23 protein-coding genes and 1 tRNA gene are annotated in these 24858 nt (G+C 70.2%); 6 read left to right on the forward strand and 18 right to left on the reverse strand.

Features of this window, described 5'->3' with window-relative positions:
- Nucleotides 1-53: 53 nt before the first annotated feature.
- The 3 genes from ABCR83_RS00050 to ABCR83_RS00060 all read right to left on the reverse strand — a co-directional run bounded on the left by ABCR83_RS00050 (nucleotide 54) and on the right by ABCR83_RS00060 (nucleotide 2890).
- A complete protein-coding gene (locus tag ABCR83_RS00050; protein ID WP_462692039.1) occupies nucleotides 54-815 on the reverse strand; it encodes a methionine ABC transporter permease in 762 nt (253 codons plus the stop codon).
- Nucleotides 812-1861 (reverse strand): methionine ABC transporter ATP-binding protein, encoded by a 1050-nt coding sequence (locus ABCR83_RS00055; RefSeq protein ID WP_462692040.1) that lies wholly within the window; start codon nucleotides 1859-1861, stop codon nucleotides 812-814. The genes ABCR83_RS00050 and ABCR83_RS00055 overlap by 4 nt, the downstream gene beginning before the upstream one ends.
- A 381-nt stretch (nucleotides 1862-2242) precedes the next feature.
- Nucleotides 2243-2890, reverse strand: coding sequence for an HAD family hydrolase (locus ABCR83_RS00060; RefSeq protein ID WP_462692041.1), 648 nt, complete (start codon nucleotides 2888-2890; stop codon nucleotides 2243-2245).
- A gap of 105 nt (nucleotides 2891-2995) precedes the next feature.
- On the opposite strand from ABCR83_RS00060, the gene ABCR83_RS00065 reads away from it, so the two are divergent.
- Both ABCR83_RS00065 and ABCR83_RS00070 read left to right on the forward strand, forming a co-directional pair.
- A complete protein-coding gene (locus ABCR83_RS00065) occupies nucleotides 2996-3355 on the forward strand; it encodes a hypothetical protein (RefSeq protein ID WP_462692042.1) in 360 nt (119 codons plus the stop codon).
- A 2-nt stretch (nucleotides 3356-3357) separates the two neighbouring features.
- Nucleotides 3358-3783 (forward strand): hypothetical protein, encoded by a 426-nt coding sequence (locus tag ABCR83_RS00070; protein ID WP_462692043.1) that lies wholly within the window; start codon nucleotides 3358-3360, stop codon nucleotides 3781-3783.
- Here the strand turns inward: ABCR83_RS00070 and ABCR83_RS00075 are convergent.
- From ABCR83_RS00075 to ABCR83_RS00085, 3 genes are all read right to left on the reverse strand, one after another.
- On the reverse strand, nucleotides 3780-4283 hold the full coding sequence (locus ABCR83_RS00075) for a GNAT family N-acetyltransferase (RefSeq protein ID WP_462692044.1): 504 nt from the start codon (nucleotides 4281-4283) through the stop codon (nucleotides 3780-3782). The genes ABCR83_RS00070 and ABCR83_RS00075 overlap by 4 nt on opposite strands.
- Before the next feature lie 85 nt (nucleotides 4284-4368).
- Nucleotides 4369-4908, reverse strand: a complete 540-nt coding sequence (locus tag ABCR83_RS00080) for an RNA polymerase sigma factor (RefSeq protein ID WP_462692045.1) — start codon at nucleotides 4906-4908, stop codon at nucleotides 4369-4371.
- Between the two features lie 109 nt (nucleotides 4909-5017).
- Entirely contained in the window at nucleotides 5018-6184 is a 1167-nt protein-coding gene (locus ABCR83_RS00085) for a glycerophosphodiester phosphodiesterase (RefSeq protein ID WP_462692046.1), read from the reverse strand.
- Between the two features lie 229 nt (nucleotides 6185-6413).
- Between ABCR83_RS00085 and ABCR83_RS00090 the strand changes: the two genes are divergently transcribed.
- Entirely contained in the window at nucleotides 6414-7091 is a 678-nt protein-coding gene (locus tag ABCR83_RS00090) for a lysophospholipid acyltransferase family protein (protein WP_462692047.1), read from the forward strand.
- A 73-nt stretch (nucleotides 7092-7164) separates the two neighbouring features.
- On the opposite strand, the gene ABCR83_RS00095 is transcribed toward ABCR83_RS00090, so the two are convergent.
- The 6 genes from ABCR83_RS00095 to ABCR83_RS00120 all read right to left on the reverse strand — a co-directional run bounded on the left by ABCR83_RS00095 (nucleotide 7165) and on the right by ABCR83_RS00120 (nucleotide 13984).
- Nucleotides 7165-7986 (reverse strand): alpha/beta fold hydrolase, encoded by an 822-nt coding sequence (locus ABCR83_RS00095; RefSeq protein ID WP_462692048.1) that lies wholly within the window; start codon nucleotides 7984-7986, stop codon nucleotides 7165-7167.
- Nucleotides 7987-8205: 219 nt separating this feature from the next.
- Nucleotides 8206-9753 carry an MFS transporter gene (locus ABCR83_RS00100; protein ID WP_462692304.1) on the reverse strand — a complete coding sequence of 516 codons (1548 nt, stop codon included), beginning with the start codon at nucleotides 9751-9753 and terminating at the stop codon, nucleotides 8206-8208.
- A gap of 11 nt (nucleotides 9754-9764) precedes the next feature.
- The gene (locus tag ABCR83_RS00105) at nucleotides 9765-10313 is read right to left on the reverse strand and encodes a TetR/AcrR family transcriptional regulator (protein WP_462692049.1); all 549 of its coding nucleotides are present in this window, start codon (nucleotides 10311-10313) and stop codon (nucleotides 9765-9767) included.
- Between the two features lie 63 nt (nucleotides 10314-10376).
- Nucleotides 10377-11804 carry an argininosuccinate lyase gene (argH, locus tag ABCR83_RS00110; protein ID WP_462692050.1) on the reverse strand — a complete coding sequence of 476 codons (1428 nt, stop codon included), beginning with the start codon at nucleotides 11802-11804 and terminating at the stop codon, nucleotides 10377-10379.
- Complete coding sequence (locus ABCR83_RS00115; protein ID WP_462692051.1) at nucleotides 11801-12994, reverse strand: argininosuccinate synthase; 1194 nt, start codon at nucleotides 12992-12994, stop codon at nucleotides 11801-11803. The genes argH and ABCR83_RS00115 overlap by 4 nt, the downstream gene beginning before the upstream one ends.
- A gap of 99 nt (nucleotides 12995-13093) precedes the next feature.
- On the reverse strand, nucleotides 13094-13984 hold the full coding sequence (locus ABCR83_RS00120; protein WP_462692052.1) for a LysR family transcriptional regulator: 891 nt from the start codon (nucleotides 13982-13984) through the stop codon (nucleotides 13094-13096).
- 137 nt (nucleotides 13985-14121) lie between these two features.
- On the opposite strand from ABCR83_RS00120, the gene ABCR83_RS00125 reads away from it, so the two are divergent.
- Both ABCR83_RS00125 and ABCR83_RS00130 read left to right on the forward strand, forming a co-directional pair.
- On the forward strand, nucleotides 14122-15036 hold the full coding sequence (locus ABCR83_RS00125; protein WP_462692306.1) for a DMT family transporter: 915 nt from the start codon (nucleotides 14122-14124) through the stop codon (nucleotides 15034-15036).
- Nucleotides 15037-15131: 95 nt separating this feature from the next.
- A tRNA-Pro gene (locus ABCR83_RS00130) sits at nucleotides 15132-15205 on the forward strand.
- Nucleotides 15206-15258: 53 nt separating this feature from the next.
- On the opposite strand, the gene ABCR83_RS00135 is transcribed toward ABCR83_RS00130, so the two are convergent.
- The 3 genes from ABCR83_RS00135 to wecB form a co-directional block, all read right to left on the reverse strand.
- The gene (locus ABCR83_RS00135; protein ID WP_462692053.1) at nucleotides 15259-16305 is read right to left on the reverse strand and encodes an NHL repeat-containing protein; all 1047 of its coding nucleotides are present in this window, start codon (nucleotides 16303-16305) and stop codon (nucleotides 15259-15261) included.
- 83 nt (nucleotides 16306-16388) lie between these two features.
- Nucleotides 16389-18695 carry an NHL repeat-containing protein gene (locus ABCR83_RS00140; RefSeq protein WP_462692054.1) on the reverse strand — a complete coding sequence of 769 codons (2307 nt, stop codon included), beginning with the start codon at nucleotides 18693-18695 and terminating at the stop codon, nucleotides 16389-16391.
- A gap of 22 nt (nucleotides 18696-18717) precedes the next feature.
- Nucleotides 18718-19896, reverse strand: coding sequence for a non-hydrolyzing UDP-N-acetylglucosamine 2-epimerase (gene wecB, locus ABCR83_RS00145; protein WP_462692055.1), 1179 nt, complete (start codon nucleotides 19894-19896; stop codon nucleotides 18718-18720).
- A gap of 786 nt (nucleotides 19897-20682) precedes the next feature.
- On the opposite strand from wecB, the gene ABCR83_RS00150 reads away from it, so the two are divergent.
- Nucleotides 20683-22044 carry a glycosyltransferase gene (locus tag ABCR83_RS00150; protein WP_462692056.1) on the forward strand — a complete coding sequence of 454 codons (1362 nt, stop codon included), beginning with the start codon at nucleotides 20683-20685 and terminating at the stop codon, nucleotides 22042-22044.
- A gap of 40 nt (nucleotides 22045-22084) precedes the next feature.
- On the opposite strand, the gene ABCR83_RS00155 is transcribed toward ABCR83_RS00150, so the two are convergent.
- From ABCR83_RS00155 to argB, 3 genes are read right to left on the reverse strand one after another with little or no spacing between them, the layout of a single operon-like run.
- On the reverse strand, nucleotides 22085-22627 hold the full coding sequence (locus tag ABCR83_RS00155; protein ID WP_462692057.1) for an arginine repressor: 543 nt from the start codon (nucleotides 22625-22627) through the stop codon (nucleotides 22085-22087).
- Between the two features lie 7 nt (nucleotides 22628-22634).
- A complete protein-coding gene (locus ABCR83_RS00160; RefSeq protein WP_462692058.1) occupies nucleotides 22635-23864 on the reverse strand; it encodes an acetylornithine transaminase in 1230 nt (409 codons plus the stop codon).
- On the reverse strand, nucleotides 23861-24787 hold the full coding sequence (gene argB / locus ABCR83_RS00165; protein ID WP_462692059.1) for an acetylglutamate kinase: 927 nt from the start codon (nucleotides 24785-24787) through the stop codon (nucleotides 23861-23863). Before argB ends, ABCR83_RS00160 begins: the two co-directional genes overlap by 4 nt.
- Nucleotides 24788-24858 lie beyond the last annotated feature (71 nt).

Here is a 24858-nt window from a genome sequence, read left to right on the forward strand (position 1 = left end):
CGCCCGGCAAAGGGTCCGGGCTCGTGGGGGTGGGGCCGATGGGCCCCTGGGGGTCAGGAAGCTTCGGTGACCTCGACGGGGTCGGATTTGGCCGGCAGTTGCTTGCGGACGGGTTTGTTCCACAGCACCCGGAGGCCGCCGGGTGCCGCCTGGCGGCCGTTCCGCCGGGCGAGGCGGCGCACGACCAGGTCGCCGACGAGCTGGACGACCGTCACGATGACGACCAGCAGCACGATGGTGATGTTCATCAGGCCGTGTTCCTGGCGCTGGTAGCCGTAGTTGATGGCGACCTGGCCCAGCCCGCCGCCGCCCACCGCACCGGCCATCGCGGAGTAGCCGATGAGGGCGATCACGGTGGTGGTCAGGCCCGCGACGAGGGAGGCCAGGGCCTGCGGGAGCAGCACTTTGAAGATCACGGTCCAGGTGCCGCCGCCCATCGACTGCACCGCTTCGATCAGGCCGTGGTCGACCTCGCGCAGCGAGGTCTCCACCAGCCGGGCGAAGAACGGCACGGCGCCGACGGTGAGGGCCACCATGGCCGCGCTCGGGCCGATGGAGGTGTGGATCACCAGGCGGGTGAAGGGGATCAGCCAGACGATCAGGATGATGAAGGGCACGGAGCGGCCGATGTTGACGACCGCGCCGATGATCTTGTTGACGACGATGTTCTGGAGCAGTCCGCCGCGATCGGTGAGGTAGAGCAGGATGCCCAGCGGCAGTCCGGCGAGCACGGTGTAGACCGCGGACCACCACACCATGAAGAGGGTGTCCAGACAGGCGTCACGCAGCAGGGGCTGCATTTCGGACCAGGTCACTTGGCACCTTCCTGGAGGATCGCGGCGGCCGGGGCCGGGCTGTGGACGGGGGCCACCTCGACCTGCAGCCCCTGCTCGCGCAGGAACCCGATCGGGACGACGTTCTCCTCGAAGCGGCCGGGCAGTTCGATGCGCATCCGGCCGACCTGCCGGCCGGCGACGGTGTCCATCGCGGCGCCCAGGATCGAGATGTCGATGTTGTAGGTGCGGGACAGCTGCGAGATCACGGGCTGGGTGGCCGCTTCTCCGTGGAAGGTGACGTCCACCACCGTGCGGTCGGGGCCGGACGGCTCGCCGCCCACCGGGAAGAGCTCGGCCGCCAGCTCGGAACCGGGGATGGCGAGCAGTTCGGCGACGGTGCCGGACTCCACGACGCGGCCGCCCTTCATCAGGGCCGCGGAGTCGCAGATGGTCTTGACGACGTCCATCTCGTGGGTGATGAGGAGGACGGTCAGGCCGAGCTGCTGGTTGAGGTCGCGCAGCAGTTGGAGGATCGAGCGGGTGGTCTCCGGGTCGAGCGCGGAGGTCGACTCGTCGGAGAGCAGCACCTTGGGGTCGCCGGCGAGGGCGCGGGCGATGCCGACGCGCTGCTTCTGGCCGCCGGAGAGCTGGGCGGGGTAGGCCTTGGCCTTGTCGGCCAGGCCGACGAGGTCGAGGAGTTCAAGGGCCTTGCGGCCGCGTTCCTTGCCGGAGAGGCGGAGGATCTCGAGCGGCAGCTCGACATTGGCCTGTACGGTGCGCGAGGAGAGCAGGTTGAAGTGCTGGAAGACCATGCCGATGTGGCTGCGTGCCCGGCGCAGCGCGGCGTTGGCGCGCTGGCCCCGCCCGGCGAGGGCGGTGAGGTCCTGGCCGGCCACGGTCACCGTGCCGGCGGTGGGGCGCTCGAGGAGGTTGACGCAGCGGATGAGGGTCGATTTGCCGGCGCCGCTCTGGCCGATGACGCCGTACACCTCGCCTTCGCGCACATGCAGGTCGACGCCGTCGAGGGCGGTGACCTCGCGGCCGCGTGAGCGGTAGACCTTTGTCAGGCCCGTAGTGGTGATCACAAGGTGTCCGTCACTGTCGAGTGCGCGGCAGTGGGGTGCCGTCGCACGGGCATTCATTGCGGAACGCGGCATGGAGAATCCCGGCGGGGCGCGCGGGCGCGGCTTCGGGGCTTCTCGTGACGCGGGGCGGAGCGGTCCGGTCCGTCGGGACTCGGGCTCTACGGGTCTCGCTTCGGGGCGCGAGGCTCAGAACAGGGGCCCTCAGCGGTCACACATTCGACACATGCAACGAGCACCGGGCGTCATCATCGCCTCGGTCGCAAGGGTGCGGCTGCTCGTCGTGGTCATGCGGGCCAGTAAAACAGACACCTGCGCGAATAAGCCAAACCTGTCCGAATAGCGGACGGTTTTGATCATTACGTGGACCGGGTCCGGATCTGCTCAGCCATGCGCGGTGATCTCCAGGGACTCGCCGACGGGCTGTACGGACACGGCCGAGAGGTCCGGCACGAGCACATCGGCGGCCAGTTCGGCGGGGGCGTGCGTAGTGGTCAGCCCCACGGTGCGCATCCCCGCGGCACGGCCCGCGAGCAGGCCGACCGGAGCGTCCTCGAAGACCACGCACCGGCCGGGGGCGATGCCCAGGGCGCGGGCCGCGAGCAGGTAGGGCTCGGGGTCGGGCTTGCCCCGGGTGATGTCGTCGGCGGCGATCACCGTTTTGGGGCGGATCCCCACTGCGGCCAGACGTGCTTCGGCGAGCCGCCGGGTGGCGGAGGTGACCACGGCCCAGCGGTGGGCGGGCAGTCCCGCCAGCAGGATGGCGGTGCCGGGCAGCAGGGTCACACCGCCCTCGACGTCCTCGACCTCCAGCTGTTCGATCCGGGCCACGGCCCCGGGAAGCCGGTCGGCCGGCAGCAGGTCGGCGAGGATCTCCACGGCCGGGCGGCCGTGCAGCGCGGCCTTCGCGAATTCCTCCACCGGTATGCCGTACTCCTGGACCAACCGGCTCCAGCAGCGGCGGACCGACTCCATGGTGGAGACCAGCGTCCCGTCGTTGTCGAACAGCAGCGCATCAGCAGTGATCTTCATACCGCCCCAGCGTAGGGGCGCGTGCGGTGCGACGGGGACGGCCCCTTAGAGTCGTCCCATGCCTGTCACGCCCCAACCGCACGCCTGTGCCGCCCGGGGGCCCCGGTGATCGACGCCCTGACGCTCGCGGTCGGCGTGGCCGCCCTGGTGCTTGCCACCTGGTGCGGATTCGCCTTCGCCCGTGACCAGTCCACCAAGGACTGGCACTTCATCGGCATGGCCGTGGTCTCCGTGCTCGCGCTCGTCCAGCTCGTCGTCGGCGTGCTGAGGCTGACCGGCGGCGACAAGCCCGCACAGGGCACGACGATCTTCGTGGCCTACCTGCTCGGCGCCGCGGCCGCCATCCCGGCCGCGGGCTTCATGTCCCTTGCCGAGCGCACCCGTTGGGGCTCGGCCACGGTGTCGGCGGGCGCCGTTATCCTCGCCGTGCTCGAAGTACGGCTGTACGACATCTGGGGAGGCTGACGATGGCGCAGTCCACGAACACCGACCGCACGGCGAAGTCCGGTTTCGACCTCGGGCAGGGCCCCGGCCGTCTGCTGGTCTGGCTGTACGGGGTGTTCACCGTCGCGGCGGCGTCCCGCTCGATCGTCCAGATGATCCTGCACTTCGGCCGGGCACCGCTCGCCTATGTCCTGTCGGCGGCCGCCGCGGTGGTGTACGCCTTCATCACGTACTCCCTGGTCCGCGGCGGCGCGACGGCCCGCAGGGCGGCACTGGTGTGCTGTGCCGCGGAGCTGGTCGGTGTCCTCACCGTGGGCACCTGGACGCTTGCCGAGCCGTCCGCCTTCCCCGACGCGACGGTCTGGTCCGACTACGGCATGGGGTACCTCTTCATCCCCGTGATCCTGCCGGTGACCGCGATGCTCTGGCTGCGGAAGGCCGAGCGCTAGCGGCTCGCCGCGAAGGCGGGCACCGCGGCCGCGGTCTTCTCCAGGGTCACCAGGGTGAGCGCGCGGGTGATCTGCTCGGTGCCGCCGGTCGGGACGTACCCCCGCTCGCGGCACAGGCGCAGGCTTCCCTCGCTGCGCCGGCCGACGGAGAGCCGGTAGCGCTCGGCGGACTCCGCCAGCTGCTCCTCGATCGCGGTCAGCAACCGCCCGCCCAGGCCGTGCCGTTGCAGGCGCGGGTGGACGATGAGCCCCGTGATGGTGGCCGTGCCGTCGGTGTCGACCGCGCCACGCACCGAGCCGACCACCTCGGCGCCGAGCCGGGCCACCAGCACCCGGCCGCCGTCGAGTTCGGCACGGAGCGCGGCGAGGCTCTGGGTCAGCGGCTCGATGGAGTAATCGCCGTAGAGCTCGGCCTCACCCTGATAGCAGAGGTACTGGAGTTTGAGGATCTGTTCGGCATCGTCCTCGCCTGCCGCCGCGATGGTCACACTCATGCCCATGTGCGCATGCCTCCCCTGTTCGGCCCGTTCGGTCCACCCTGGCAGGAGCCGCCGCGGTGTACGTCGTCTCCATGGCGCCAGTCGCCTAACGCTCCTTTCCCCCAAGGCCAGGAGCCGCAATCGCCGCCGTGAGCATTCTGCGCAGGCATCCCAGGCAACGGGAACGGACCGGCCCCAAAGATCCTTGTGAGATACCCAACTCTCCTGCGATTTCTCGGTAGGTCGGGTCACCGGCGGAGAGCAGTGCGCTCAGCAGCCCGGGACATCTGCCGGGCAGCCTGCGAACGGCCGCGCGCAGCTCCCGGCCCGACTCCGCCGCCAGCACCGCCGGTTCCACTCCCGAGTCCTGGCCGTCGGACGGGTCGGCGGCGGTCGGGTCGTATGGCACCTCGCGCCGGGCGTGGCGGCGCGCGGCGCGTGCCTCGGCCCGTACCGCGGCGCGCAGCCGCAGCGCGGGCTCCGCCGTGCGGTGCCGCGAGCCATGGCAGGCACTGCCCTCGCTCAGCAGTCGCACCCAGACGGCCTGTTCGAGGTCGGCGGCGTCGACACCCGCCGCCGGGGCCTCGGCCGCGCACTCCGCGGCCAGCAGCGGGCGCAGTGAGGTGAGGAGATCGTTCGGTGTCATGCCCGGCGGGACGTGGCCGCGCGTCCCGCCGGTTGCCGACCCGGCCGGCAGTCACCCTTCCGTGTCGGCCGCGGGGAGACGATCACCCCTGGTGTCCCTTCAGGCCCCGCTACCCCTTGAGGAAGGCCGCTCGCGCCAGCACCGCCGTGTCGCAATTGTCGGAGAAGATGCCGTCGATGCCGGTGGCGTAGTAGGCCTTGAACGCGCCGAAGGCGTCGCCATAGGCGTTGGGGTCGGTGCCGCGCCGGAAGTCCGCGGGCAGGAAGCTGTTCTCGTTGCGCATGGTGTACGGGTGCAGGACCAGGCCGGCGGCGTGGGCGTCACGGACGAGCGTGGTGGGCTTGGTGAGCTTGCCACTGGCATCGCGCGGGATGATCAACTGGAGCGTGGGGCCGATGCCTTGGGCAAAGGTCGCGGTCCAGGTGAGCCCCTCGGGGGTGATGAGATCGGCGACCGTGCGCGGGTCCTTGGCCTCGACGAAGTCCCAGGGTTTGGTGCCCAGGGCATCCATCAGGAAGATCTTCGGAGCGCGCATACCCAGCCGGCCCAGTCGTTGGAGGCTGCCGGGCTCGAACGACTCCAGGAACTGTGCGGAGTCGGCGCGGTGACGGCCGTGGCGGCGCAGCAGTCGGGCGAGGGGCTCCTCGAGGCCGAGGCCGAGCTTGCGGAAGTAGGTGGGGTGCTTGGTCTCCGAGTGCAGCCAAACGCGGCGGCCGCGCTTGCGGCCCTGTTCGTCGGCCCAGGTGAGGACCTCTTCGAAGGTGGGCACGGTCCAGTGGCCGTCGTAGAGGGTGTTGTGCTGGCGGACGGCGGGCAGCCGTTCCTTGGCGCGCAGGGTCTTGAGCTCGGCGAGGGTGAAGTCCTCGGTGAACCAGCCGGTGACGGCGGTGCCGTCGATGGTCTTCGTGGTCCTGCGGCGGGTGAACTCCGGGTGTGCGGCGACATCGGTGGTCTGGCCGATGTCGTTCTCGTGGCGGCAGACGAGGTGGCCGTCCCTGGTGGGGACGAGGTCCTGCTCGATGACGTCCGCGCCGTTGTCCAGGGCGAACTGGTAGGAGCCGAGCGTGTGCTCGGGCCGGTAGCCGCTGGCGCCACGGTGTCCGATGACGGTCGGCACCGGCAGGTCCCGGTACGGGCCCCGGCCGTGCTCCCGGCCGGTGCCCTGCTGCCGCGCGGCGGCCGCCGTTCCGGCGCCGCCGAGGACGACCGTCCCCGCGCCGAGGGCCGCGGCGGCCCCCAACACCGTACGTCTGCCCGGCCGCTGCTCCTGCTGCATGTACGCTCCTTCGCTCCGCGCGCCGGTGTCCGTCCGGCACCTGTCGGACGCGCAGATCGTAGGCTCGTGCGACTTTCGTGCAGAAGGACACCGTCGAAACGGAGCGAAAACTCACGTCAACACTGCGTATCGGCTCGATGAACCCGGTGTGCGCACCGGCTCTACCCGCGAGTATCGTCCTCATCTGCGCAGGCATGCGCCGCCGACCATCCCGACCGGAGGACCCGTTTTGTCCCGCATCTTGCTCAAGGCGTTCCTCGGATTGCTCATGCGCGTCCTGTACCGCCCGAAGGTGGAAGGTGCCGAGCACATCGCCGAGGCAGGCCCGGTGATCCTCGCCGGAAACCATGTCACGTTCATCGACTCGCTGTTCCTCGCGCTGATCCTCAAGCGCCAGGTGTTCTTCATCGGCAAGGACGAGTACGTCACGGGCAAGGGGGTCAAGGGGCGGCTGATGGCCTGGTTCTTCGGTGCGTCCGGGATGATCCCGGTGGACCGCGACGGCGGCCACGGCGGTGTCGCGGCGCTGATGACCGGCCGCCGGGTGCTGGAGGAGGGCAAGGTCTTCGCCATCTACCCGGAGGGCACCCGCTCCCCCGACGGCCGCCTGTACCGCGGCCGTACGGGCATCGCACGGCTGGCGCTGATGACGGACGCGCCGGTGGTGCCGTTCGCGATGATCGGCACCGACAAGGTCCAGCCGAGCGGCAAGGGCCGGCCGCACATCAGCCCGGTGACGGTGCGCTTCGGTGAGCCGCTGGACTTCTCCCGTTACGACGGCATGGACCGCGACCGCTATGTGCTGCGGGCCGTCACCGACGAGGTGATGAGCGAGGTCATGCGCCTGTCGGGCCAGGAGTATGTGGACGTCTACGCCACCAAGGCCCGCCGGGCCGAGGCCGCCTGACGCGGCTCGACACGGCGAAGCGCCCCCGGGCCGATGGGCCGGGGGCGCTTCTGTTCTCGGGTTCAGCCGGGTGTCAGCCGAGGCAGCTCGGCTTGAACGCCGGGTCGGCGGGACCCTTGCGGCCCAGGGCGTTGAGCACCCACTGGGCGACGACCGGGTCCTTGGTCGCCTGGTCGTGCATGAAGGGGTCGAGCGGGCACTTGTCCTGGAGCACCACATTGGTGAGGTGCTCGGCGGGGCCGGTCAGCAGGGCGCTGGTGTACGGGATCACGACCTCGTCGTGCTTGGTGGTGATGACCGTGTAGTCCGGGCCGGCCGGGGTCTCGGTGCCGTCGTTGAGCTTCTTCAGCAGGTCGGAGCCCCAGCGCTGGTCGAGGCAGGACGGGCAGACGGTGTAACCGGCGGGTATGGCCAGCGGGTTCTTGGTGCCGTGGTTGGACGGCACGATACCGACGAGGTCGTCGACCTTGTCCGCGCCGCCGTCGAACTTGACGTAGTAGCGCGCCAGCATGCCGCCCTGGCTGTGGCCGATGAGGTCGACCTTGGACGCTCCGGTCGCGCTGAGCACCTTGTCGACGAAGGCGCTGACCTCCTTGGACGAGTCCGGAATCGGGGCGGTCTCCATCTTCCCGTAGTTGAAGGCGAAGACGCAGTAGCCCGCGTCCTTGAGCTTGGGGGAGAGCGCGGCCCAGTTCTCCCCCATCAGCTTGAACGTGCCGTTGACCAGCACGACCGGCTCGGGGTGGGCCGAACTCGGCTTGCAGGTCCAGTCATTGGCACCCTTGGGCGGGGTGTCCAGGACGGAGGCGGAGGCCGGCGCGGACATCCCCGTGAAGGCGATGGCGGCAGTGGCAGCGGCGGCCAGTAGAACTCTGACTTTGGTGCGCAGACGCATGGGGGGCTCCTTGATCACAGGGGCACTTCGTCCGAACCGCATCGTCCGAACCGGGTTCGACAATGTCGACCAGTGGTCGTGATGTTCTCCGGAACATAAGATTCGTGTCAAGAGAAAATTTTTGTGGCATATGCCGCATGGGCCGGGACGCGCCGTCCCGGCCCATGTGACTTTGTGCAGGCCCCGTTCTGCCGCGCCCCGTTCCGCCGGGCGCCGGGGTCAGCCTTCGCCGCTCGTCCCGCCTGCTTCCAGCCGCTGTCCCCGCAGCAGGAACCAGGCCGCCACCGCCGTCGCCAGCAGGACCACGGCCGCCACGCCCGCGGCGATCCGCAGACCCTCCACAAAGGCGTCCTGCGCGGCGGACAGCAGCGCAGTCCCCCGGTCCGCCGGAAGGGCGACGGCCGCCTTGACCGCCCCGCCCAGGGACTCATGGGCGCCGTTCGCCACCTCGCCCGCGACCCCGGCCGGGGTGACGAAGCCCCGGTACACACCGGTCACGATCGAGCCGAGGAGCGCGATGCCGAGCGCCGCCCCGAGCTCGTACGCCGTCTCGGAGACCGCCGAGGCGGCGCCCGCCTGCTCCTTGGGCACGCTGGAGAGGATCACATCGGCGGTGACGGTGAACGACAGGCCCGCCCCGACCCCGACCACCAGCAGTACCGCGCCGAGGACCGGATAGGCGGTGTCCGTCCCGAGCCAGACCAGCGTCCCGAGGGCCACGCCGATCGCCCCGAGCCCACCGGCCACCACCGACCGCACCGACCAGCGCCGCGCCGCCTGTCCGGCGAGCAGACCCGCCGTCACCGCGCCGACGGCGGAGGGAAGTTCGGCCAGTCCGGCCTCCAGTGGGTCGCGGTTCTGCACCAGTTGCAGGAACTGCGACAGGAAGAACACCAGCCCGGACAGGCCCAGCACGGTCAGCAGGTCCGCCAGGACCGCGCCCGAGAAGCCCCGGTTGCGGAACAGCCGCACATTCAACAGCGGTGCGGGCAGCGTCAGCTGACGCCGTACGAACCACACCAGCGCCGACACCCCCACGGCGGCCGCCACCGCGACCGGCACCCCGAAGCCGTGCGTCGCCCCCTCCTTGACGGCGTAGACGACCGCCACGATGCCCACCATCGACAGGACCACACTGAGCAGGTCCCAGGGCCCGGGCGAGGGATCGCGCGACTCGGGCAGCAACCTGACACCGACGAGGACCAGCACGGCCATCACCGGCAGATTGATCAGGAAGACCGAGCCCCACCAGAAGTTCTCCAGCAGAAAGCCGCCGACCACCGGGCCCACCGCCGCACCCGCCGAAGCCATCGCGCCCCAGATTCCGATGGCGAGGCTGCGCTCCCGGGGATCGTGGAAAAGGTTGCGGATCAGCGCCAGGGTGGACGGCATCAGCGTCGCACCGGCCACGCCCAGCAGCGCCCGGGCCGCGATCATCAGCCCCGGGCTGCTCGCATAGGCGTTGAGCACCGAGACGGCACCGAACGCCAGCGCCCCGATCAGCAGCAGCTTCTTGCGGCCGATGCGGTCGCCGAGACTGCCCATGGAGACCAGGAGCCCGGCGATGGCGAAGGAGTAGGCATCGCCGATCCACAGCAGCTGGGTGCCGGAGGGGCGCAGGTCCTCGCTGAGGAAGGGCGTCGCCAGACCCAGCACGGTCGCATCGACCGCGACCAGCAGGACGGCCAGCACCAGGACCGCCAGCGCCAGCCAGCGTCCGCGGCGCGGCGCCCGTACTTCTTCCGGCACACCGGGCCGCGGGGTGATGGTGTCGCCGCTCACCGCTCCATCCTCCGCTGCGCACCGCCGAGCAGCAGCTCGGAGACCATGCGGGTGTGATCCTTGGCCGCCACCCGTCCGTCGTGCACGGCCCAGGCGCCGGTGCCGATCAGCCCGTACAACGCCTCGGTGAGCCAGGCGGGCGACAGGTCGAGGCGGAACACGCCCTCCTCCTGGCCCCGGCGGAAGAGCGCATGGACCCGGGCGTCGAGCCGGTGCCAGCCTTTGTGCATCCCGCCTTCGTAGAGCTGGTTCTCGGTGAAGAGGAAGGCCAGGATCCCGGCGACCGGCTCGGAGTTGGCGATCAGCCGTCGCACGGCCGCCGCCGCGTCCCCCTCCTCCGGCCGGGCGTCGTCCAGAGCACGCTCGAACTGCTGGATGCCCAGGTCCTCCAGGGCACGCACCAGCGCGTCGCGACCGGTGAAGTGCCGGTGGAGCGTGGCACGGCTGATGCCGGCGGCCTTGGCGATCTCGTCCATGGAAGCGGTCGCCTTGCGGGTGAGCAGGGTCGCCGCTGCTCTCAATACCTGTTCACGGTCCAGACTCATGAGACAACGGTAACCCGAATGAGACATTGGCGTCTCATTCGGGTACCTCTGTGGCAGGGGAGGTCAGCCGCGCTTGGCGCCCGCCCACTCCCGCTGGACGGCGAGGTCCGCCTTCACCTCGGCGAGCTGCACGGCGATCGCCGAGGGCGCCGTGCCGCCCCGCCCGCTGCGGGAGGCGAGCGCACCGGGCACATCGAGGACCGTACGGACCTCGGGGGTGAGGTGCGGCGAGATCGCCGCGAACTGCTCATCGGTCAGCTCGTCCAGCTCGATGCCGTACTTCTCGCACTCCTTGACGCACTCCCCCGCGATCTCGTGCGCCACCCGGAACGGCACGCCCCGGCGGACCAGCCACTCGGCGACATCGGTGGCCAGCGAGAATCCGGCGGGGGCCAGCTCCGCCATCCGGTCGCGGTTGACGGTGAGGGTCGCCATCATCCCGGTGAAGGCGGGGAGCAGGACCTCCAGCTGGTCGCAGGAGTCGAAGACCGGCTCCTTGTCCTCCTGGAGGTCGCGGTTGTAGGCGAGCGGCAGCGCCTTGAGCGTCGCCAGCAGCCCGGTCAGATTGCCGATCAGCCGCCCCGACTTGCCACGGGCCAGCTCGGCGATGTCGGGGTTCTTCTTCTGCGGCATGATCGACGAGCCGGTGGAGAAGGCATCGTGGAGGGTCACAAAGGAGAACTCCTTGGTGTTCCAGATGATGACCTCCTCGGCGATCCGCGACAGGTCGATGCCGGTCATCGCCGTGATGAAGGCGAACTCGGCGACGAAGTCCCGGGAGGCCGTGCCGTCGATGGAGTTCCCCGCCGAGCCGCGCTCGAAGCCGAGGTCGGCGGCGACCGCCTCCGGATCGAGACCGAGCGAGGACCCGGCCAGCGCCCCCGAGCCGTACGGGGACACCGCCGTGCGCTCGTCCCACTGCCGCAGCCGCTCCGCATCCCGGGAAAGGGCCTGCACATGGGCGAGCACATGGTGCGCGAAGAGCACCGGCTGGGCGTGCTGAAGGTGCGTACGGCCGGGCATGGCGACATCGGCGTGCGCCTCCGCCAGCCCCACCAGCGCCTCCTGCAACTCGGCGAGCAGGCCACCGATGATCCGCGCATGGTCGCGCAGATACATCCGGAACAGCGTGGCGACCTGGTCGTTGCGGGACCGGCCGGCCCGCAGCTTGCCGCCGAGCTCGGGGCCGAGCCGCTCCAGCAGCCCGCGTTCCAGGGCGGTGTGCACATCCTCGTCCGCGATGGTGCCGGTGAAGGTGCCCGCCGCGACATCGGCCTCGAGCAGGCCGAGGCCGTCGATCATCCGCTGGAGCTCGTCACCCGTCAGCAGCCCGGCCTTGTGCAGTACGCGTGCATGGGCGCGGGAGCCGGCGATGTCGTAGGGGGCGAGCCGCCAGTCGAAGTGAACGGAGGCGGAGAGCCGGGCGAGGGCCTCGGCCGGTCCGTCGGCGAACCGGCCGCCCCAGAGGCGTACGTCCTGCCGGCCGGTCACGTCAGGTCCCGCTGTGCCGCGATCTTGGAGGAGAGACCGAAGATCTCGATGAAGCCCTTGGACATCGACTGGTCGAAGGTGTCGCCGGTGTCATAGGTGGCGAGGTTGAAGTCATAGAGCGACTGCGCGGACTTCCGCCCGGTGACCACGGCCCGGCCACCGTGCAGCGTCATCCGGATGTCACCGCTGACCTGCCGGTTGGCCTCGGCGACAAAGCCGTCCAGCGCCCGCTTGAGGGGCGAGAACCACAGGCCGTCGTAGACCAGTTCGCTCCACCGCTGCTCGACCTGCCGCTTGTAACGGGCCAGTTCACGCTCGACGGTGACGTTCTCCAGCTCCTGGTGGGCGGTGATCAGCGCGATCGCGCCCGGCGCCTCGTAGACCTCCCGGGACTTGATGCCGACCAGCCGGTCCTCGACCATGTCGATCCGCCCGACGCCCTGGGCGCCGGCCCGCTCATTGAGCTGCTGGATCGCCTGGAGCACGGTGACGGGCTTGCCGTCGAGCGCCACCGGGACGCCCTGCTCGAAGGTGATGACCACCTCGTCGGCCTCCCGCGGGGTGGCCGGGTTGGCGGTGTAGTCGTAGACATCCTCGGTCGGGGCGTTCCAGATGTCCTCCAGGAAGCCCGTCTCCACGGCCCGGCCGAAGACATTCTGGTCGATGGAGTACGGGGACTTCTTGGTGGTGGCGATCGGCAGGCCCTTGGCCTCGCAGAAGGCGATGGCCTTGTCCCGGGTCATCGCATAGTCCCGCACCGGTGCGATGCACTTGAGCTGCGGGGCGAGTGAGGAGATCCCCGCCTCGAACCGCACCTGGTCGTTGCCCTTGCCGGTGCAGCCGTGGGCGACGGTGGTCGCCCCGTGCTTGCTGGCGGCGGCCACCAGGTGCTTGACGATCGTCGGCCGGGAGAGCGCCGAGACCAGCGGATAGCGGTCCATGTACAGGGCGTTGGCCTTGATCGCCGGGAGGCAGTACTCCTCGGCGAACTCGTCCTTGGCGTCCGCGACCTCCGCCTCGACGGCACCGCAGGCGAGCGCGCGCTTGCGGATGACGTCCAGGTCCTCGCCGCCCTGGCCGACATCCACGGCGACGGCGATGACCTCGGCGCCCGTCTCCTCGGCGATCCAGCCGATGGCGACGGAGGTGTCCAGGCCGCCCGAATAGGCGAGTACGACGCGCTCGGTCACGGGATTCTCCTTACGGTGCATACACTGATGGGTATAACTATGCAGCACTCCGTATGGTTCGTCAAATGCCTGGCTCCGGACGGGCCAGTCGGGTGTCCGCTACCGCCCCGCCTCCTCGCGCAGCAGCTCGAGCAGCCCGCGCAGCGCGGGCTGGTCCAGCGACGCCTCGCGCACCGCCGCATGGACCGCTCGGACCGGCTCGGGATTGCGCACCTCGCGCACGACGACTCCGGGATGCCGGACCCCCAGCCCCAGCCCCGGCATCAGGGCGATCCCGAGACCACCGGCGACCAGCCCCTGCGCCGTGGCGTAATCCCCGCTCTCCACCACGAAGTTCGGGCTGAAGCCCGCCGCGGCACAGGCGTCGAGCACCGGCTCGAGACAGGGGCCCGGTGTCTCGCTGGCGACCCACGGCTCATCGGCGAGCCCGGCCAGGTCGAGCACCGGCTCGGCGGCGAGCCGGTGGCCCGCCGGCAGCACGGCACGGAACGGGTCGTCGAGCAGGCGCACCAGCCGGACGCCGGCCCGGAGCCGGTCCCGCACCCCGACCACGAGGGCCAGATCGGCCCGGCCCTGCTCCACCTCCGGCAGCGGATCCTCGGGGTCGATCAGCTTGAGATCGATCTGCACCCGGGGGTGCTCCTGGCGGAGCCGGGCCAGTGCGGGGGCCATCAGGGGCGCGCCCGCCGTGGCGAAGTAGCGGATCGCGAGCCGCCCCGTGCGCCCGGCCCGCAGGTCGGCCAGCGCCGTCTCCGCCTCGGCGACATGCCGGCCGATGACGGCCGCGTGCTCGGTGAGCAGCCGCCCCGCCGCCGTCGGACGTACTCCCCTGCCCACCCGCTCGAGCAGCGCCACCCCGGCTTCCTTCTCCAGCACCGCCACCTGCTGGCTGACGGCCGACGGCGTGTACCCGAGATTCGCTGCCGCCGCCGTCACCGACCCGCTGGTGACCACCGCTCGCAGGACCTGCATGCGTCTCACATCAAGCATGTAGGAGAGCTTAATGAATGAGACAGAACTTTTCGCTTGTCCTGTCAGGTTGTTCAGGACACCGTGGTGCTCGGACAGGCCGGGCAAGGAGAAGAAGAGTGAGCGGCGACAGAAGCGGCATGGTGGCGCTGGCGCGCATGGGCGTCCTTGCCCTGCTGTGGGGATCGACCTTCCTGTGGATCAAGCTGGCCCTGAACGGCTTCTCGCCCGTCCAGGTCACCCTCATCCGCTGCGCCCTGGGGTCGGCCGTGCTGATCGTGCTGTGCCGCTCGGCGCGCCGGGGCCTCCCGCGTGACCGCGCGACCTGGGGCCATCTGGTGGTGGCCGCCTTCTTCTGCAACGCGCTGCCGTTCGCCCTGTTCAGCATCGGCGAGCAGACCGTCGACTCCGGGCTGGCCGGTGTGCTGAACGCGACGACTCCGCTGTGGTCCTTGCTGATCGGGGTCGCCATCGGCACCGAACGCGGGCTTCGCCCGGTGCGGCTGGCCGGTCTGCTGCTCGGGTTCGGGGGAACAGTGCTGATCTTCGCCCCCTGGCGGCAGACCGGCCCGGTGGGCTGGGGCGCCCTCGCCATCCTCGCGGCGGCGGCGAGTTATGCCATCGCCTTCGCCTATATGGGGCGCAAGCTGGTCGGAACCGGCGCTCCCACCATCTCCCTGTCCACGGCCCAGCTCATCACCGCGACGGGGCTCACCGCACTGACCCTGCCGGCGGGCGGCCTGGATGCGGTGCGGGTCGGCCCGGCGTCCCTGACCGCCGTGGCCATTCTGGGGATCTTCGCCACCGGGATCACCTTCCATCTCACCTTCCGGATCATCGCGGACGAGGGCGCCACCAATGCCGCCACGGTCGGCTATCTGCTGCCGGTGGTCTCGGTGGTGCTGGGGGCGATCGTGCTCGGCGAGGAACTCGGTCTCCGGATCATTGCGGGGATGGTGGTGGTGCTGGTGGGCGTGGGCATGACGCGGCGAAAGCAGCGGACGCCGTTGGCGGCGGGTACCGGGGAAACGGCGAGCCCTGTGGCGGAGGAGGCGTACCGTCCCGCGCGCTGAGCCGCCCGGCCCCGCCCCCGATTTTGGATCACGCGCCGGGACAGGCTATTTTCTTCTTGCGCGCCCCGCCGGGAACATCCGGAGGGAACGGGCATCGGGACGTGGCGCAGCTTGGTAGCGCACTTGACTGGGGGTCAAGGGGTCGTGGGTTCGAATCCCGCCGTCCCGACTCGTGTTTTTCGCAGGTCGGAGGCCGTTTCCTCGCCTTGAGGGGGCGGCCTTTCACGCATACCGCAGTGTCCCGCCGCTCACCTTCCGCACCCGGTGGTTGCCGTAGTCGCCGATGCACAGCTCGCCGACGTGATCAACGGCGATGCCAAGAGGCTGATCGAGCCTGGCCAGCGGGGCGGGGCCGCCGTCACCGCCGTATCCCTTGGTCCCACCGCCGGCCACGGTGGTGATGATCCCGTCCGGACCGATCCTCCGCACCCGCTCATTGCCGTAGTCGCTGATGTAGAGGTTGCCGTCGTTGCCGGCCACTGCACACTGCGGCAGGTTGAGGGCGGCTGTGGTGGCGGGCCCGCCGTCACCGCCGAACCCGGCGGTGCCGTTTCCGGCCGCGGTGGTGATGATCCCGTCCGGATCCACCTTCCGCACCCGGTGGTTGTACCGGTCCGCGATATAGAGGTTGCCGGTGCCGTCGACTGTCACGGCGTGGGGGAAGTTCAGCGAAGCGGCCGTGGCGGGGCCGCCGTCACCGCCGAAACCGTCGGCGCCGTTTCCGGCCACCGTGGTGATGATGCCGTCCGGACCCACCTTCCGTACGCGGTGGTTGTAGTCATCGGCGATATGGAGGTTGCCGGCCCTGTCGGCCACCAGGGCGTGGGGAAAGTTCAGCGAGGCAGCGGTGGCGGGGCCGCCGTCACCATCGAAACCGGCGGTGCCGTTTCCGGCCACGGTGGCGATGATCCCGTCCGGACCCACCTTCCGCACCCGCTGATTGGAGCGGTCGGCGATGTAGAGGTTGCCCTGGCCGTCCAGTGCCACACCGGCGGGGTCCTTGAGTCCGGCCGCGGTGGCGGGGCCGCCGTCACCGCCGTATCCCTTGGTCCCGTTTCCGGCCACCGTGGTGATGATGCCGCCCGGACCCACCTTCCGTATGCGGTGGTTCTGGTAGTCGGCGATGTAAAGACAACCGGCGGCATCGAGCGCCACGCCGTAGGGACACCGCAGACTGGCCGCCGTGGCGGGGCCGCCGTCGCCGCCGAACCCGGCGGTCCCGTTGCCCGCCACGGTGGTGATGATGGTGACTTCCTTCGTCGTTGTCACGTCCCTGCAGCACCTCTTCGCTGGGTGGTGGATGCGCGGGGGCCGGACCGCCGTTGAGGCGATCCGGCCCCTTGGCACATGGGTCAGAGGACGCGGGCGGTCAGTGGTACGGGGGTGAGGCGGCCGATGGCGGCGCGGCCGTTGGTGGGCTGTGTGCCCGGCTGTGCGTCGGGCAGGGCCCTGATCGCGAGGGTGTGGATCAGGGCGATCTTGTCGGTGGTCCCGGTGTTGAGGTGCGGGTTGGAGCGGATGACGAGCGTCCTGCCGCCGTCCTCGAGCCGGGTGTCGAGGTTGCCGGTGACATACGGCTTGGTGTTGTAGTAGCCGTACGAGGCGCCGCCGGTGAACTCGAAGCCGGTCGGGGCGGTGATGCGCTGCTCGATGGTGCCGGGGTTGACCGGCTGGTTGTTGAGCGAGCGGATCTCCAGGTTGAAGGTGGTGCTCTTGCCCGGGGCGGCCGCGGGTACCGATGCCTGGACCACGCGCAGTGCGGTCTCGTCCTGGGCGGTGCCGGTGACCTTGCCGGAGAGCTGGACCGGCGTGTGACGGCCGATGCTGGCCGAGCCGTTGTCGTACTGGCCGGGTACGGCGTCGAGGCGGGCCTGGACCGGGATGGTGTAGATCACCGAACCGGAGTCGCTGGTCGTGGTGTTGACGTGCGGGTTGGCGACGATGGTCAGGATTCGGCCGTTGTCCTCGATCCGGTGGTCGAGGTTGCCGGTGACCACGCCGTCGATGGCCTCGTAGTACGCGTAGGTGGGCTGCCCGGCGAAGACGAAGCCCGAAGGCGCGGTGAAGCGCTGAACGATGGTGCCGGGGTTGACCGGTTGTCCGGTGGGCGAGGTGTAGCGCATGTTGAAGACGGTCCGCTGGCCGGGAGCGACTTCAGGGACCGTGTCCTGATAGATCGTCAGCTCTGTCTCGTCCGCCGCGGGTGCGGGTACGACGACCGTGACGGGGAGGGTGAAGGTGTTGTCCTTGAGATTGAGGTCGCCGCTGTACTGGATCTCCAGCGTGGACTCATAGGTGCCGGGCGGTGTGGTGTCGGGCGCGGTGACTCGGAACACCCCGTCCAGAGACCCCTGGTAGGGGACGAGTTCCTGCCCGGCGAAGGTGCGGGTGAGCCGTCGTCCGGTGGTGCCGGGGCCGCCGGCCAGGCCGTCGGCCAGGGTCAGGACCACGGTCACATACTGGCCGTCGGCCGTATTCGGGCCCCGGTTCTTGACCCGTGCCCCAAGGTCGAACTCCTGGCCACGCTGCACCCGGTAGGGGCTAACGACCTCTCCGTACAGGTCGGCGGCCGGCGGACGCGGCGGAGTCATCTGCGCGACGCGCGTGACACCGCGGACGCGGTGGTTGTTGTAGTCCGCGATGTACAGGTTGCCGGCCCGGTCCAGGGCCACCCCGGCGGGGTTGTAGAGCCGAGCGCCGGCTGCGGGCCCGCCATCGTCCACATATCCGGCGGTGCCGTTGCCCGCGACGGTGGTGATGATGCCGTCCGAGGTGACCTTGCGGATCCGGTGGTTGTTGAAATCCCCGATGTACAGACTGCCCGCCTCGTCCAACGCCACGCCCCAGGGGAAGTTGAGCCGGGTGGCGAGGGCGGGTCCGCCGTCGGAGACGTACCCGGCGGTGCCATTGCCCGCGACCGTGGTGATGATGCCGTTGGGAGAGACCTTGCGGACGCGGTGGTTGTTGCTGTCCGAGATGTACAGATTTCCTTCGGCGTCCACGGCCACGCCGAGGGGGCCGTTGAGCCGGGTGGCGATCGCCGGTCCGCCGTCGGAGACGTACCCGGCGGTGCCATTGCCCGCGACCGTGGTGATGTTGCCATTCGGTGTGACCTTGCGGACACGGTGGTTTGCGTAGTCGGCGATGTACAGATTTCCGTTGAGGTCCACGGCCAGGCCGTATGGCTGGTTGAGCGGGGTGGCGATGGCGGGTCCGCCGTCGGAGACATATCCGGCATTGCCGTTGCCCGCGACCGTGGTGATGATGCCGTTCAGAGACACTTTGCGCACCCGGTTGTTGCCCCGGTCGCCGATGTACAGGTTGCCGTTCTTGTCGACGGCAACGCCATCAGGACCGTTGAGCGGGGTGGCGATGGCGGGTCCGCCGTCGGAGACATATCCGGCGGTGCCGTTGCCCGCGACGGTGGTGATGTTGCCGTTCGGGGACACCTTGCGCACCCGGTTGTTCGACCGGCAGCCGATGTACAGGTTGCCGTCCTTGTCCACGGCCACCCCAATGGGGTAGTAGAGCCTGGTCAGCGCTCCCGGCCCGCCGTCGGAGATATATCCGGCCGCGCCGTTGCCCGCCACCGTGGCGATGGCGCCTTCGGCCAGACCCGCGGGCTGCGGGCCGGTTCCGGTGCTGGATGTGGTTGCCATCTTCCGCACTCCTGTCGGTTGTTCAGAGGATTGGGCCGGTCAGAGAGATGTCGGACGGCCTGGGCGCCAGGCCGAGAAGCCAGCCGCAGGCGGCTGCGCACCGCTGGGCCGCCCGGCCATCGCCATAGGGATTGCGCAACGGGAACGGCTCATTCACGCGGCCCGACAGCGCGCCCTCGCACGCCAATTCCTTTTCCGCCGCCGCCACGATCTCCGATTCCTGGGTGCCGACGAGCCGGGCCAGACCGGAATCGATCCCTTCGGTCCGTTCGGTGTTGTCACGGGTCACCAGGACCGGTACGCCGAAGGCGGCGGCCTCTTCCTGAATTCCACCCGAGTCCGTAATGGCCAGAACGGAGCGGGCGAGCAGCCGGGCGAAGGTGTCGTACGGAATGGGGCCCGGCAGGTGCACATTGGGGCGACCGTGCAGGGACTCCTCGATTCCGGTACGGACCAATGGATTCATGTGTGCCGCCACCACAAAGGTGACGTCCGGGTATTGATGGCTGAGAGTCGCCACCGCCCGGCCGATGCGGCGGATCGGAGCACCCCAGCTTTCCCGTCGGTGCGCGGTCACCAGAACCAGCGGAGCGGAATCTCCTTCGAGCTCTCGCAGGGCCGGATCGCCGGCGGCGGGCGGGCGGCGGCTCGCGGTGACGACCGCATCGATCACGGTGTTGCCGGTCACCAGGATGCGTTCGGCCGCCACCCCCTCGGCGACCAGATTCCGTTGTGCGGCGTGGGTGGGCGCCAGATGGAGATCGCTCACCTCGGCGATCATGCGGCGGTGCGCCTCCTCGGGGAACGGGCTGCGCAGGTCCCCGGAGCGCAGCCCCGCCTCCACGTGCACCACGGGTATCGAGGAGAAGAACCCGGCCATGGCCCCGGCCAGGGCCGAGGAGGTGTCCCCCTGGACCACGACCGCGTGGGTCGCGGGCGCGTGCAGCGCCCTGCCCAGCCGGCTCAGCAGGCCGGCCGTCAGCTCGGTGACCGACTCCGCGCCGGGCGGTGCGGCCAGCTCGACCCGGGCACCGAGTCCGAAGCGGGAGAGGGTGTCCCGGACCACCTTCCCGTGCTGGCCGGTGGTGACGAGAACCGGTTCCGCCCAGCTCAGTTGGTTCAACTCCACGACGACCGGGGCGAGTTTGACGGCTTCCGGGCGGGTGCCCACGACGATGGCGATGCGCTGTCGGCTGTTCAACGCCCCATGGTCCCCGTCCGTTGCACGGAAACGGCCTCATAAAAGGAAATTTGGCGCACGGAATCCCCCCATCACATAGCGGTGCAGAAGATCGCACAGAAGATCGCACAAAGCGCGGAAGTTGAAAGGGGAACCTGCCCTCAAATCTTGGGGGGCGGCCCGCCGATGAAGCTAACTCCCTTTTCGCGCACCGCGCAATGGCTCCGGCCAGGCCGGAATGGCCGGAACCGGGCAGCGTTTGCCTTTTCCCGGACGGAAATCCCCTGGTGTGCCGGAAGAACGGGGAAGCCGTATACACCCGGGGTCGGCCCGAAACCACCTCCCGCCGCCGCCATCGCGCCCGGCGGGGTCTGGCCGACGGCCGATTCCTGAGCGAGAGTGGTCGGGTTCTCACCCTCGCCCCTCCCTCTCGCCCCTCCTTCTCGTCTCTCCCCCTCATCTCCCCCTTCGCGTCCGGAACTCGCCGCCCCTTGCTGCCCGGAGGTGCCGCCGCACTATGTACACGGGATTCACCTGGCCGCTGGTGGGCGGCATGGCGGCGGCCCGTGTCGGAGGTGGCGCGGCACCCGGACGTGCCGCGCTGATGGCGTTGTTCGGTGCTGTGGCGTTGCCGGTGGGTTTCGCCCTGGGGCGGGAGTTGCAGCATCGGCTGGCCGGAAAGGAGCGGACCCCACCGGCCCCGCCTCCCGCTCCGGTGCCGCCGGGCCGCCGGTGTCCGGACCCCGCCCTTCCCATGGGTCCGCCGGGTCCGCGCTCAGGGAGACATCAGAGGTGGGAGGTCCGCCCGTGAGGCGCAAGCTGCTGAAGGCCGTTGACACGATCGGCTATGCCGTCATCGGCATGTCCGCGGGCTACCTCGCCCTCGCCATGGGCGCCGGTCTGCTCGAACTGCGCCGCCAGCGGGCCGCGTTACATATCCAGGGCGATACCGGGTACGGCAGCCCGCACCTCGGCCGCCGTGACCACCGCCAGCTGTACGCCCTCGTCCCCTGCCTCAACGAGGAGTCCGTGATAGGCGCGACGGTCACCGGGCTGCTCGGGCCGCGTACCTCGGTCGTGGTCATCGACGACGGCTCGGACGACGCCACCGGGCGGGAGGCCGAGCGGGCGGGCGAGGAGGCGCGGGCGGCGGGACGGCCGGGCGAGGTGGTCGTGCTGCGCCGGGAGCCGCCGCATGCCCGGCAGGGCAAGGGCGAGGCCCTCAACCATGGAATCCGGCTGATCCGGGAGAGTGTCGCGGCGCGTGGCCAGGACCCCGCCGAAGCGATCGTGTGTGTGATGGACGCGGACGGCCGGCTCTCGGACCGGGCGCTGAGCCATGTCCTGCGGCTCTTCGACGACCCCCGTGTCGGCGGTGTGCAACTCGGCGTTCGCATCCGTAACCGTCGCGGAAACTTCCTGACCTGGTTCCAGGACTATCAGTTCTGGGCGATGGCCGCGGTCACCCAGTTCGGCCGCAATCTCACCTCGACCGTCAGCCTGGGCGGCAATGGGCAGTTCACCCGGCTCTGTGCCCTGGACGGCCTGGGCGAACGCCCCTGGTCGCGGTCGCTGACCGAGGATCTCGACCTCGCCATCAGTCTCGCCGTGCGCGGCTGGCGGCTGCGCACCACCGCCCACGCCTCCGTGGACCAGCAGGGTGTCAGCGATCTGCGGCGGCTCATCCGGCAGCGGACCCGCTGGTACCAGGGCCATATGACGGCGATCCGGCGGATGGGCGAGATATGGCGGGCGCCCCGGATGCGGCACCTCGCCGCCCTGGAGATGTTCGCCTACCTGCTGGTGCCCTGGGTGCTGGATCTGCCCTGGTCGATCCTCTTCCAGTACTGCCTGGTCTGGTTCGTCCGCAGCCCCAACGTCCTGGTGCTGCACGGCCGGCGCGCCGGCGCCGTCAACACCACCTGGCTGAAGTGGCCGGTCAACCTGGCGGCCTGGTACCTGCTCGCCTTCGCGCCCGCGCTCGCCACGTCCTGGGCGTATCTGCGCCGGGACAGAGCGGTCGGTGTGGCGCGGGCCCTGATGCTCGGGCACTCCTTCGTCGTCATGAACTACCTGTCGTTCCTCTGCGCCTGGAGCGCCCTGTTCCGCATGGTGCGCGGGCAGACGGGCTGGACCAAGACCACCCGGGAGGCGGAGGCCGCCCGCTGAGCACCGGCTCGCCGGGAGCGGCCACCGTGCGCCGCCGCGCTCAGCGCTCCTTTTGCGCCAGCCGCAGCAGATGGTCCGCGAGCGCCTGGCCGCCCAGCGGATCCCGGCTGATGAGCAGCACCGTGTCATCGCCCGCGATGGTGCCGATGATCTCGTGCACCCCCGCCTGGTCGATCGCCGAGGCGAAGAACTGGGCGGCGCCCGGCGGGGTGCGCAGCACCACCAGGTTGGCCGAGGCCTCCGCCGAGATCAGGAGTTCGGCGGCGAGCCGGCCCATGCGGGCCTCGGTTGCCGACTCGCCGAGCGGAGCCCTCGGGGTGCGGTCGCCGCCCTCGGAGGGCACCGCGTAGATCAGCTCGCCGCCGGTGTTGCGGATCTTCACGGCGCCCAGTTCGTCGAGGTCGCGGGAGAGTGTGGCCTGGGTGACCGAGAGGCCGTCGTCGGCGAGCAGCCGGGCGAGCTGGCTCTGGGACCGGACGGGGTGCCGGCCGAGGATGTCCACGATCCGTCGGTGGCGTGCGGTGCGGGTCTGCGGCACGGCCTGCCCGCCGTGCAGCGGTTCGGTCTCCTGCGCCTCGGTCATCGTCTCGTCAATCTCCGGATCGTCGTACCCCATTGGCCTGGTCGGCCGGCTGCGCCCCTGGCCCGGCGGCCGCGGCGTCAAGAACGCCGGGGAGTGCCCGGAGGAACGTCTCCACCTCATCTTCCGTGATGATCAGCGGAGGGGCCAGCCGCACCACATCGGGAGCGACCGCGTTCACCAGGAGGCCGGCTTCCTGTGCTGCCTGCTGCACCTTTGGCGCGAGGGGCTCGGCAAGGACAATACCCAGCAGCAGGCCGGCGCCACGGATGTGGTCCACGAGGGGGTGCCCGAGCGCAGCGATCCCGTCACGCAGTCGCGCGCCCGTGTGCGTGACCCGGCCCAGGGCGTCGTCGGCGGCGAGGGTGTCCAGTACGGCGAGCGCGGCCGCGCAGGCGACCGGGTTGCCGCCGAAGGTGGACCCGTGCTGACCTGGTGTCAATAGGTCGGCGGCGGCCCCGAAGGCCAGGGTCGCGCCGATCGGCAGCCCGCCGCCGAGCCCCTTGGCGAGGGTGACGACATCGGGTTCGACCCCTTGGGCCTGGTGCTCGAACCAGTGCCCGGTGCGGCCGATACCTGTCTGGATCTCGTCCAGGACGAGAAGCGTTCCGGTGGCCTTGGTGATCTCCCGGGCGGCGGCCAGATAGCCCGCCGGTGGCACCACCACTCCGTTCTCGCCCTGCACCGGCTCCAGGACGACCAGTGCGGTGTCGGTGGTGACCGCCGCGCGGAGCGCTTCGGCGTCCCCGTACGGGACATGGGTGACCTCGCCGGGCAGGGGCCGGAAGGGGTCCTGTTTGGCGGGCTGTCCGGTGAGGGCCAGGGCGCCCATGGTGCGGCCGTGGAAGCCGCCGGTGGCGGCGACCAGGTGCCCGCGCCCGGTACGCCGTCCGATCTTGAAAGCTGCTTCGATGGCCTCCGCGCCGGAGTTGCCGAAGTAGACCCGTCCGGGGCGGCCGGCCAGCCGCAGCAGCCGTTCGGCGAGCGCGACGGTGGGTTCCGCGGTGAACAGGTTGGAGACATGGCCGAGCGTGCCGATCTGTTCCGACACCGCCCGTACCACCGCGGGGTGGGCGTGGCCGAGGGCGTTCACCGCGATGCCGCCGACGAAGTCGAGGTAGGCCGTGCCGTCCGCGTCCCAGACCGTGCTGCCCGCGCCGCGCACCAGCGGGATGCGGGGGGTGCCGTAGTTGTCCATCAGCGCGCTCTGCCAGCGCCGGGTCAGTTCCGCGTTGGTCATGACTCCCCCTGATCGTCCGGCAGGACCATGGTGCCGATTCCCTCGTCGGTGAAGATCTCCAGCAGGATCGAGTGCTGTACCCGGCCGTCGATCACGCGGGCGGTGGCGACCCCGTTGCGCACGGCATGCAGGCACCCTTCCATCTTGGGGACCATGCCGCTGGCCAGTTCGGGCAGCAGTGCCTCGAGTTGGCTCGCGGTGAGCCGGCTGATGACGTCGTCGCTGTTGGGCCAGTCCGCGTAGAGGCCCTCGACATCGGTGAGGACCATCAGGGTCTCCGCGCGGAGGGCCGCCGCGAGCGCGGCCGCCGCGGTGTCGGCGTTGACGTTGTAGATGTGTCCGTCGTCCGCACTGCGGGCGATGGAGGAGACGACCGGGATGCGGCCGTTGTCGAGGAGCGCCCGGAGGGCGCCGGTGTCGGTCGCGGTGATCTCGCCGACCCGGCCGATGTCGACCCGTTCGCCGTCGAGGTCGGCATAGTGCTTGACGGCGGTCATGGTGTGCGCGTCCTCGCCCGTCATGCCGACGGCGAGCGGGCCGTGCTGGTTGAGCAGGCCGACCAGTTCGCGCTGCACCTGTCCGGCCAGGACCATCCGGACGGCGTCCATCACCTCCGGGGAGGTGACCCGCAGCCCGGCCTTGAATTCCGATTCCAGTCCCAGCCGGTCCAGGTGCGCGCTGATCTGCGGTCCGCCGCCGTGCACCACCACGGGGCGCAGCCCGGCGTGGTGCAGGAAGACGACGTCCTGGGCGAAGGCGGCCTTGAGTTCCTCGTCGACCATGGCGTTGCCGCCGAACTTGATGACGACGGTCTTGCCGTGGTGGCGGGTCAGCCAGGGCAGTGCCTCGACGAGGGTACGGGCCTTGGGCAGGGCGGTGTGTTTGCGGGTGGGAGTGCACCCCTGTGAGTGATTGACCTTCATGACCGACTTTCGGAAGACTTTCGGATCAGCCGCCGGGCGGGTGGTGTTGGCCTGTGGAGGCGGTGTAAGAC

It is taken from the genome of Streptomyces xingningensis (genome assembly GCF_054957865.1).

Bases quoted from the DNA above. Each gene is read 5' to 3' on its own strand.
- ABCR83_RS00095 (WP_462692048.1), bottom strand. From the start codon at position 7,986: ATGCGTCTGCGCACCAAAGTCAGAGTTCTACTGGCCGCCGCTGCCACT.
- ABCR83_RS00080 (WP_462692045.1), bottom strand. From the start codon at position 4,908: ATGACACCGAACGATCTCCTCACCTCACTGCGCCCGCTGCTGGCCGCG.
- ABCR83_RS00060 (WP_462692041.1), bottom strand. From the start codon at position 2,890: ATGAAGATCACTGCTGATGCGCTGCTGTTCGACAACGACGGGACGCTG.
- ABCR83_RS00140 (WP_462692054.1), bottom strand. From the start codon at position 18,695: ATGGCAACCACATCCAGCACCGGAACCGGCCCGCAGCCCGCGGGTCTG.
- ABCR83_RS00125 (WP_462692306.1), top strand. From the start codon at position 14,122: ATGGGCGTCCTTGCCCTGCTGTGGGGATCGACCTTCCTGTGGATCAAG.
- ABCR83_RS00070 (WP_462692043.1), top strand. From the start codon at position 3,358: ATGGCGCAGTCCACGAACACCGACCGCACGGCGAAGTCCGGTTTCGAC.
- ABCR83_RS00160 (WP_462692058.1), bottom strand. From the start codon at position 23,864: ATGACCAACGCGGAACTGACCCGGCGCTGGCAGAGCGCGCTGATGGAC.
- argB (WP_462692059.1), bottom strand. From the start codon at position 24,787: ATGAAGGTCAATCACTCACAGGGGTGCACTCCCACCCGCAAACACACC.
- ABCR83_RS00120 (WP_462692052.1), bottom strand. From the start codon at position 13,984: ATGCTTGATGTGAGACGCATGCAGGTCCTGCGAGCGGTGGTCACCAGC.
- ABCR83_RS00105 (WP_462692049.1), bottom strand. From the start codon at position 10,313: ATGAGTCTGGACCGTGAACAGGTATTGAGAGCAGCGGCGACCCTGCTC.
- ABCR83_RS00085 (WP_462692046.1), bottom strand. From the start codon at position 6,184: ATGCAGCAGGAGCAGCGGCCGGGCAGACGTACGGTGTTGGGGGCCGCC.
- ABCR83_RS00075 (WP_462692044.1), bottom strand. From the start codon at position 4,283: ATGGGCATGAGTGTGACCATCGCGGCGGCAGGCGAGGACGATGCCGAA.
- ABCR83_RS00155 (WP_462692057.1), bottom strand. From the start codon at position 22,627: ATGACCGAGGCGCAGGAGACCGAACCGCTGCACGGCGGGCAGGCCGTG.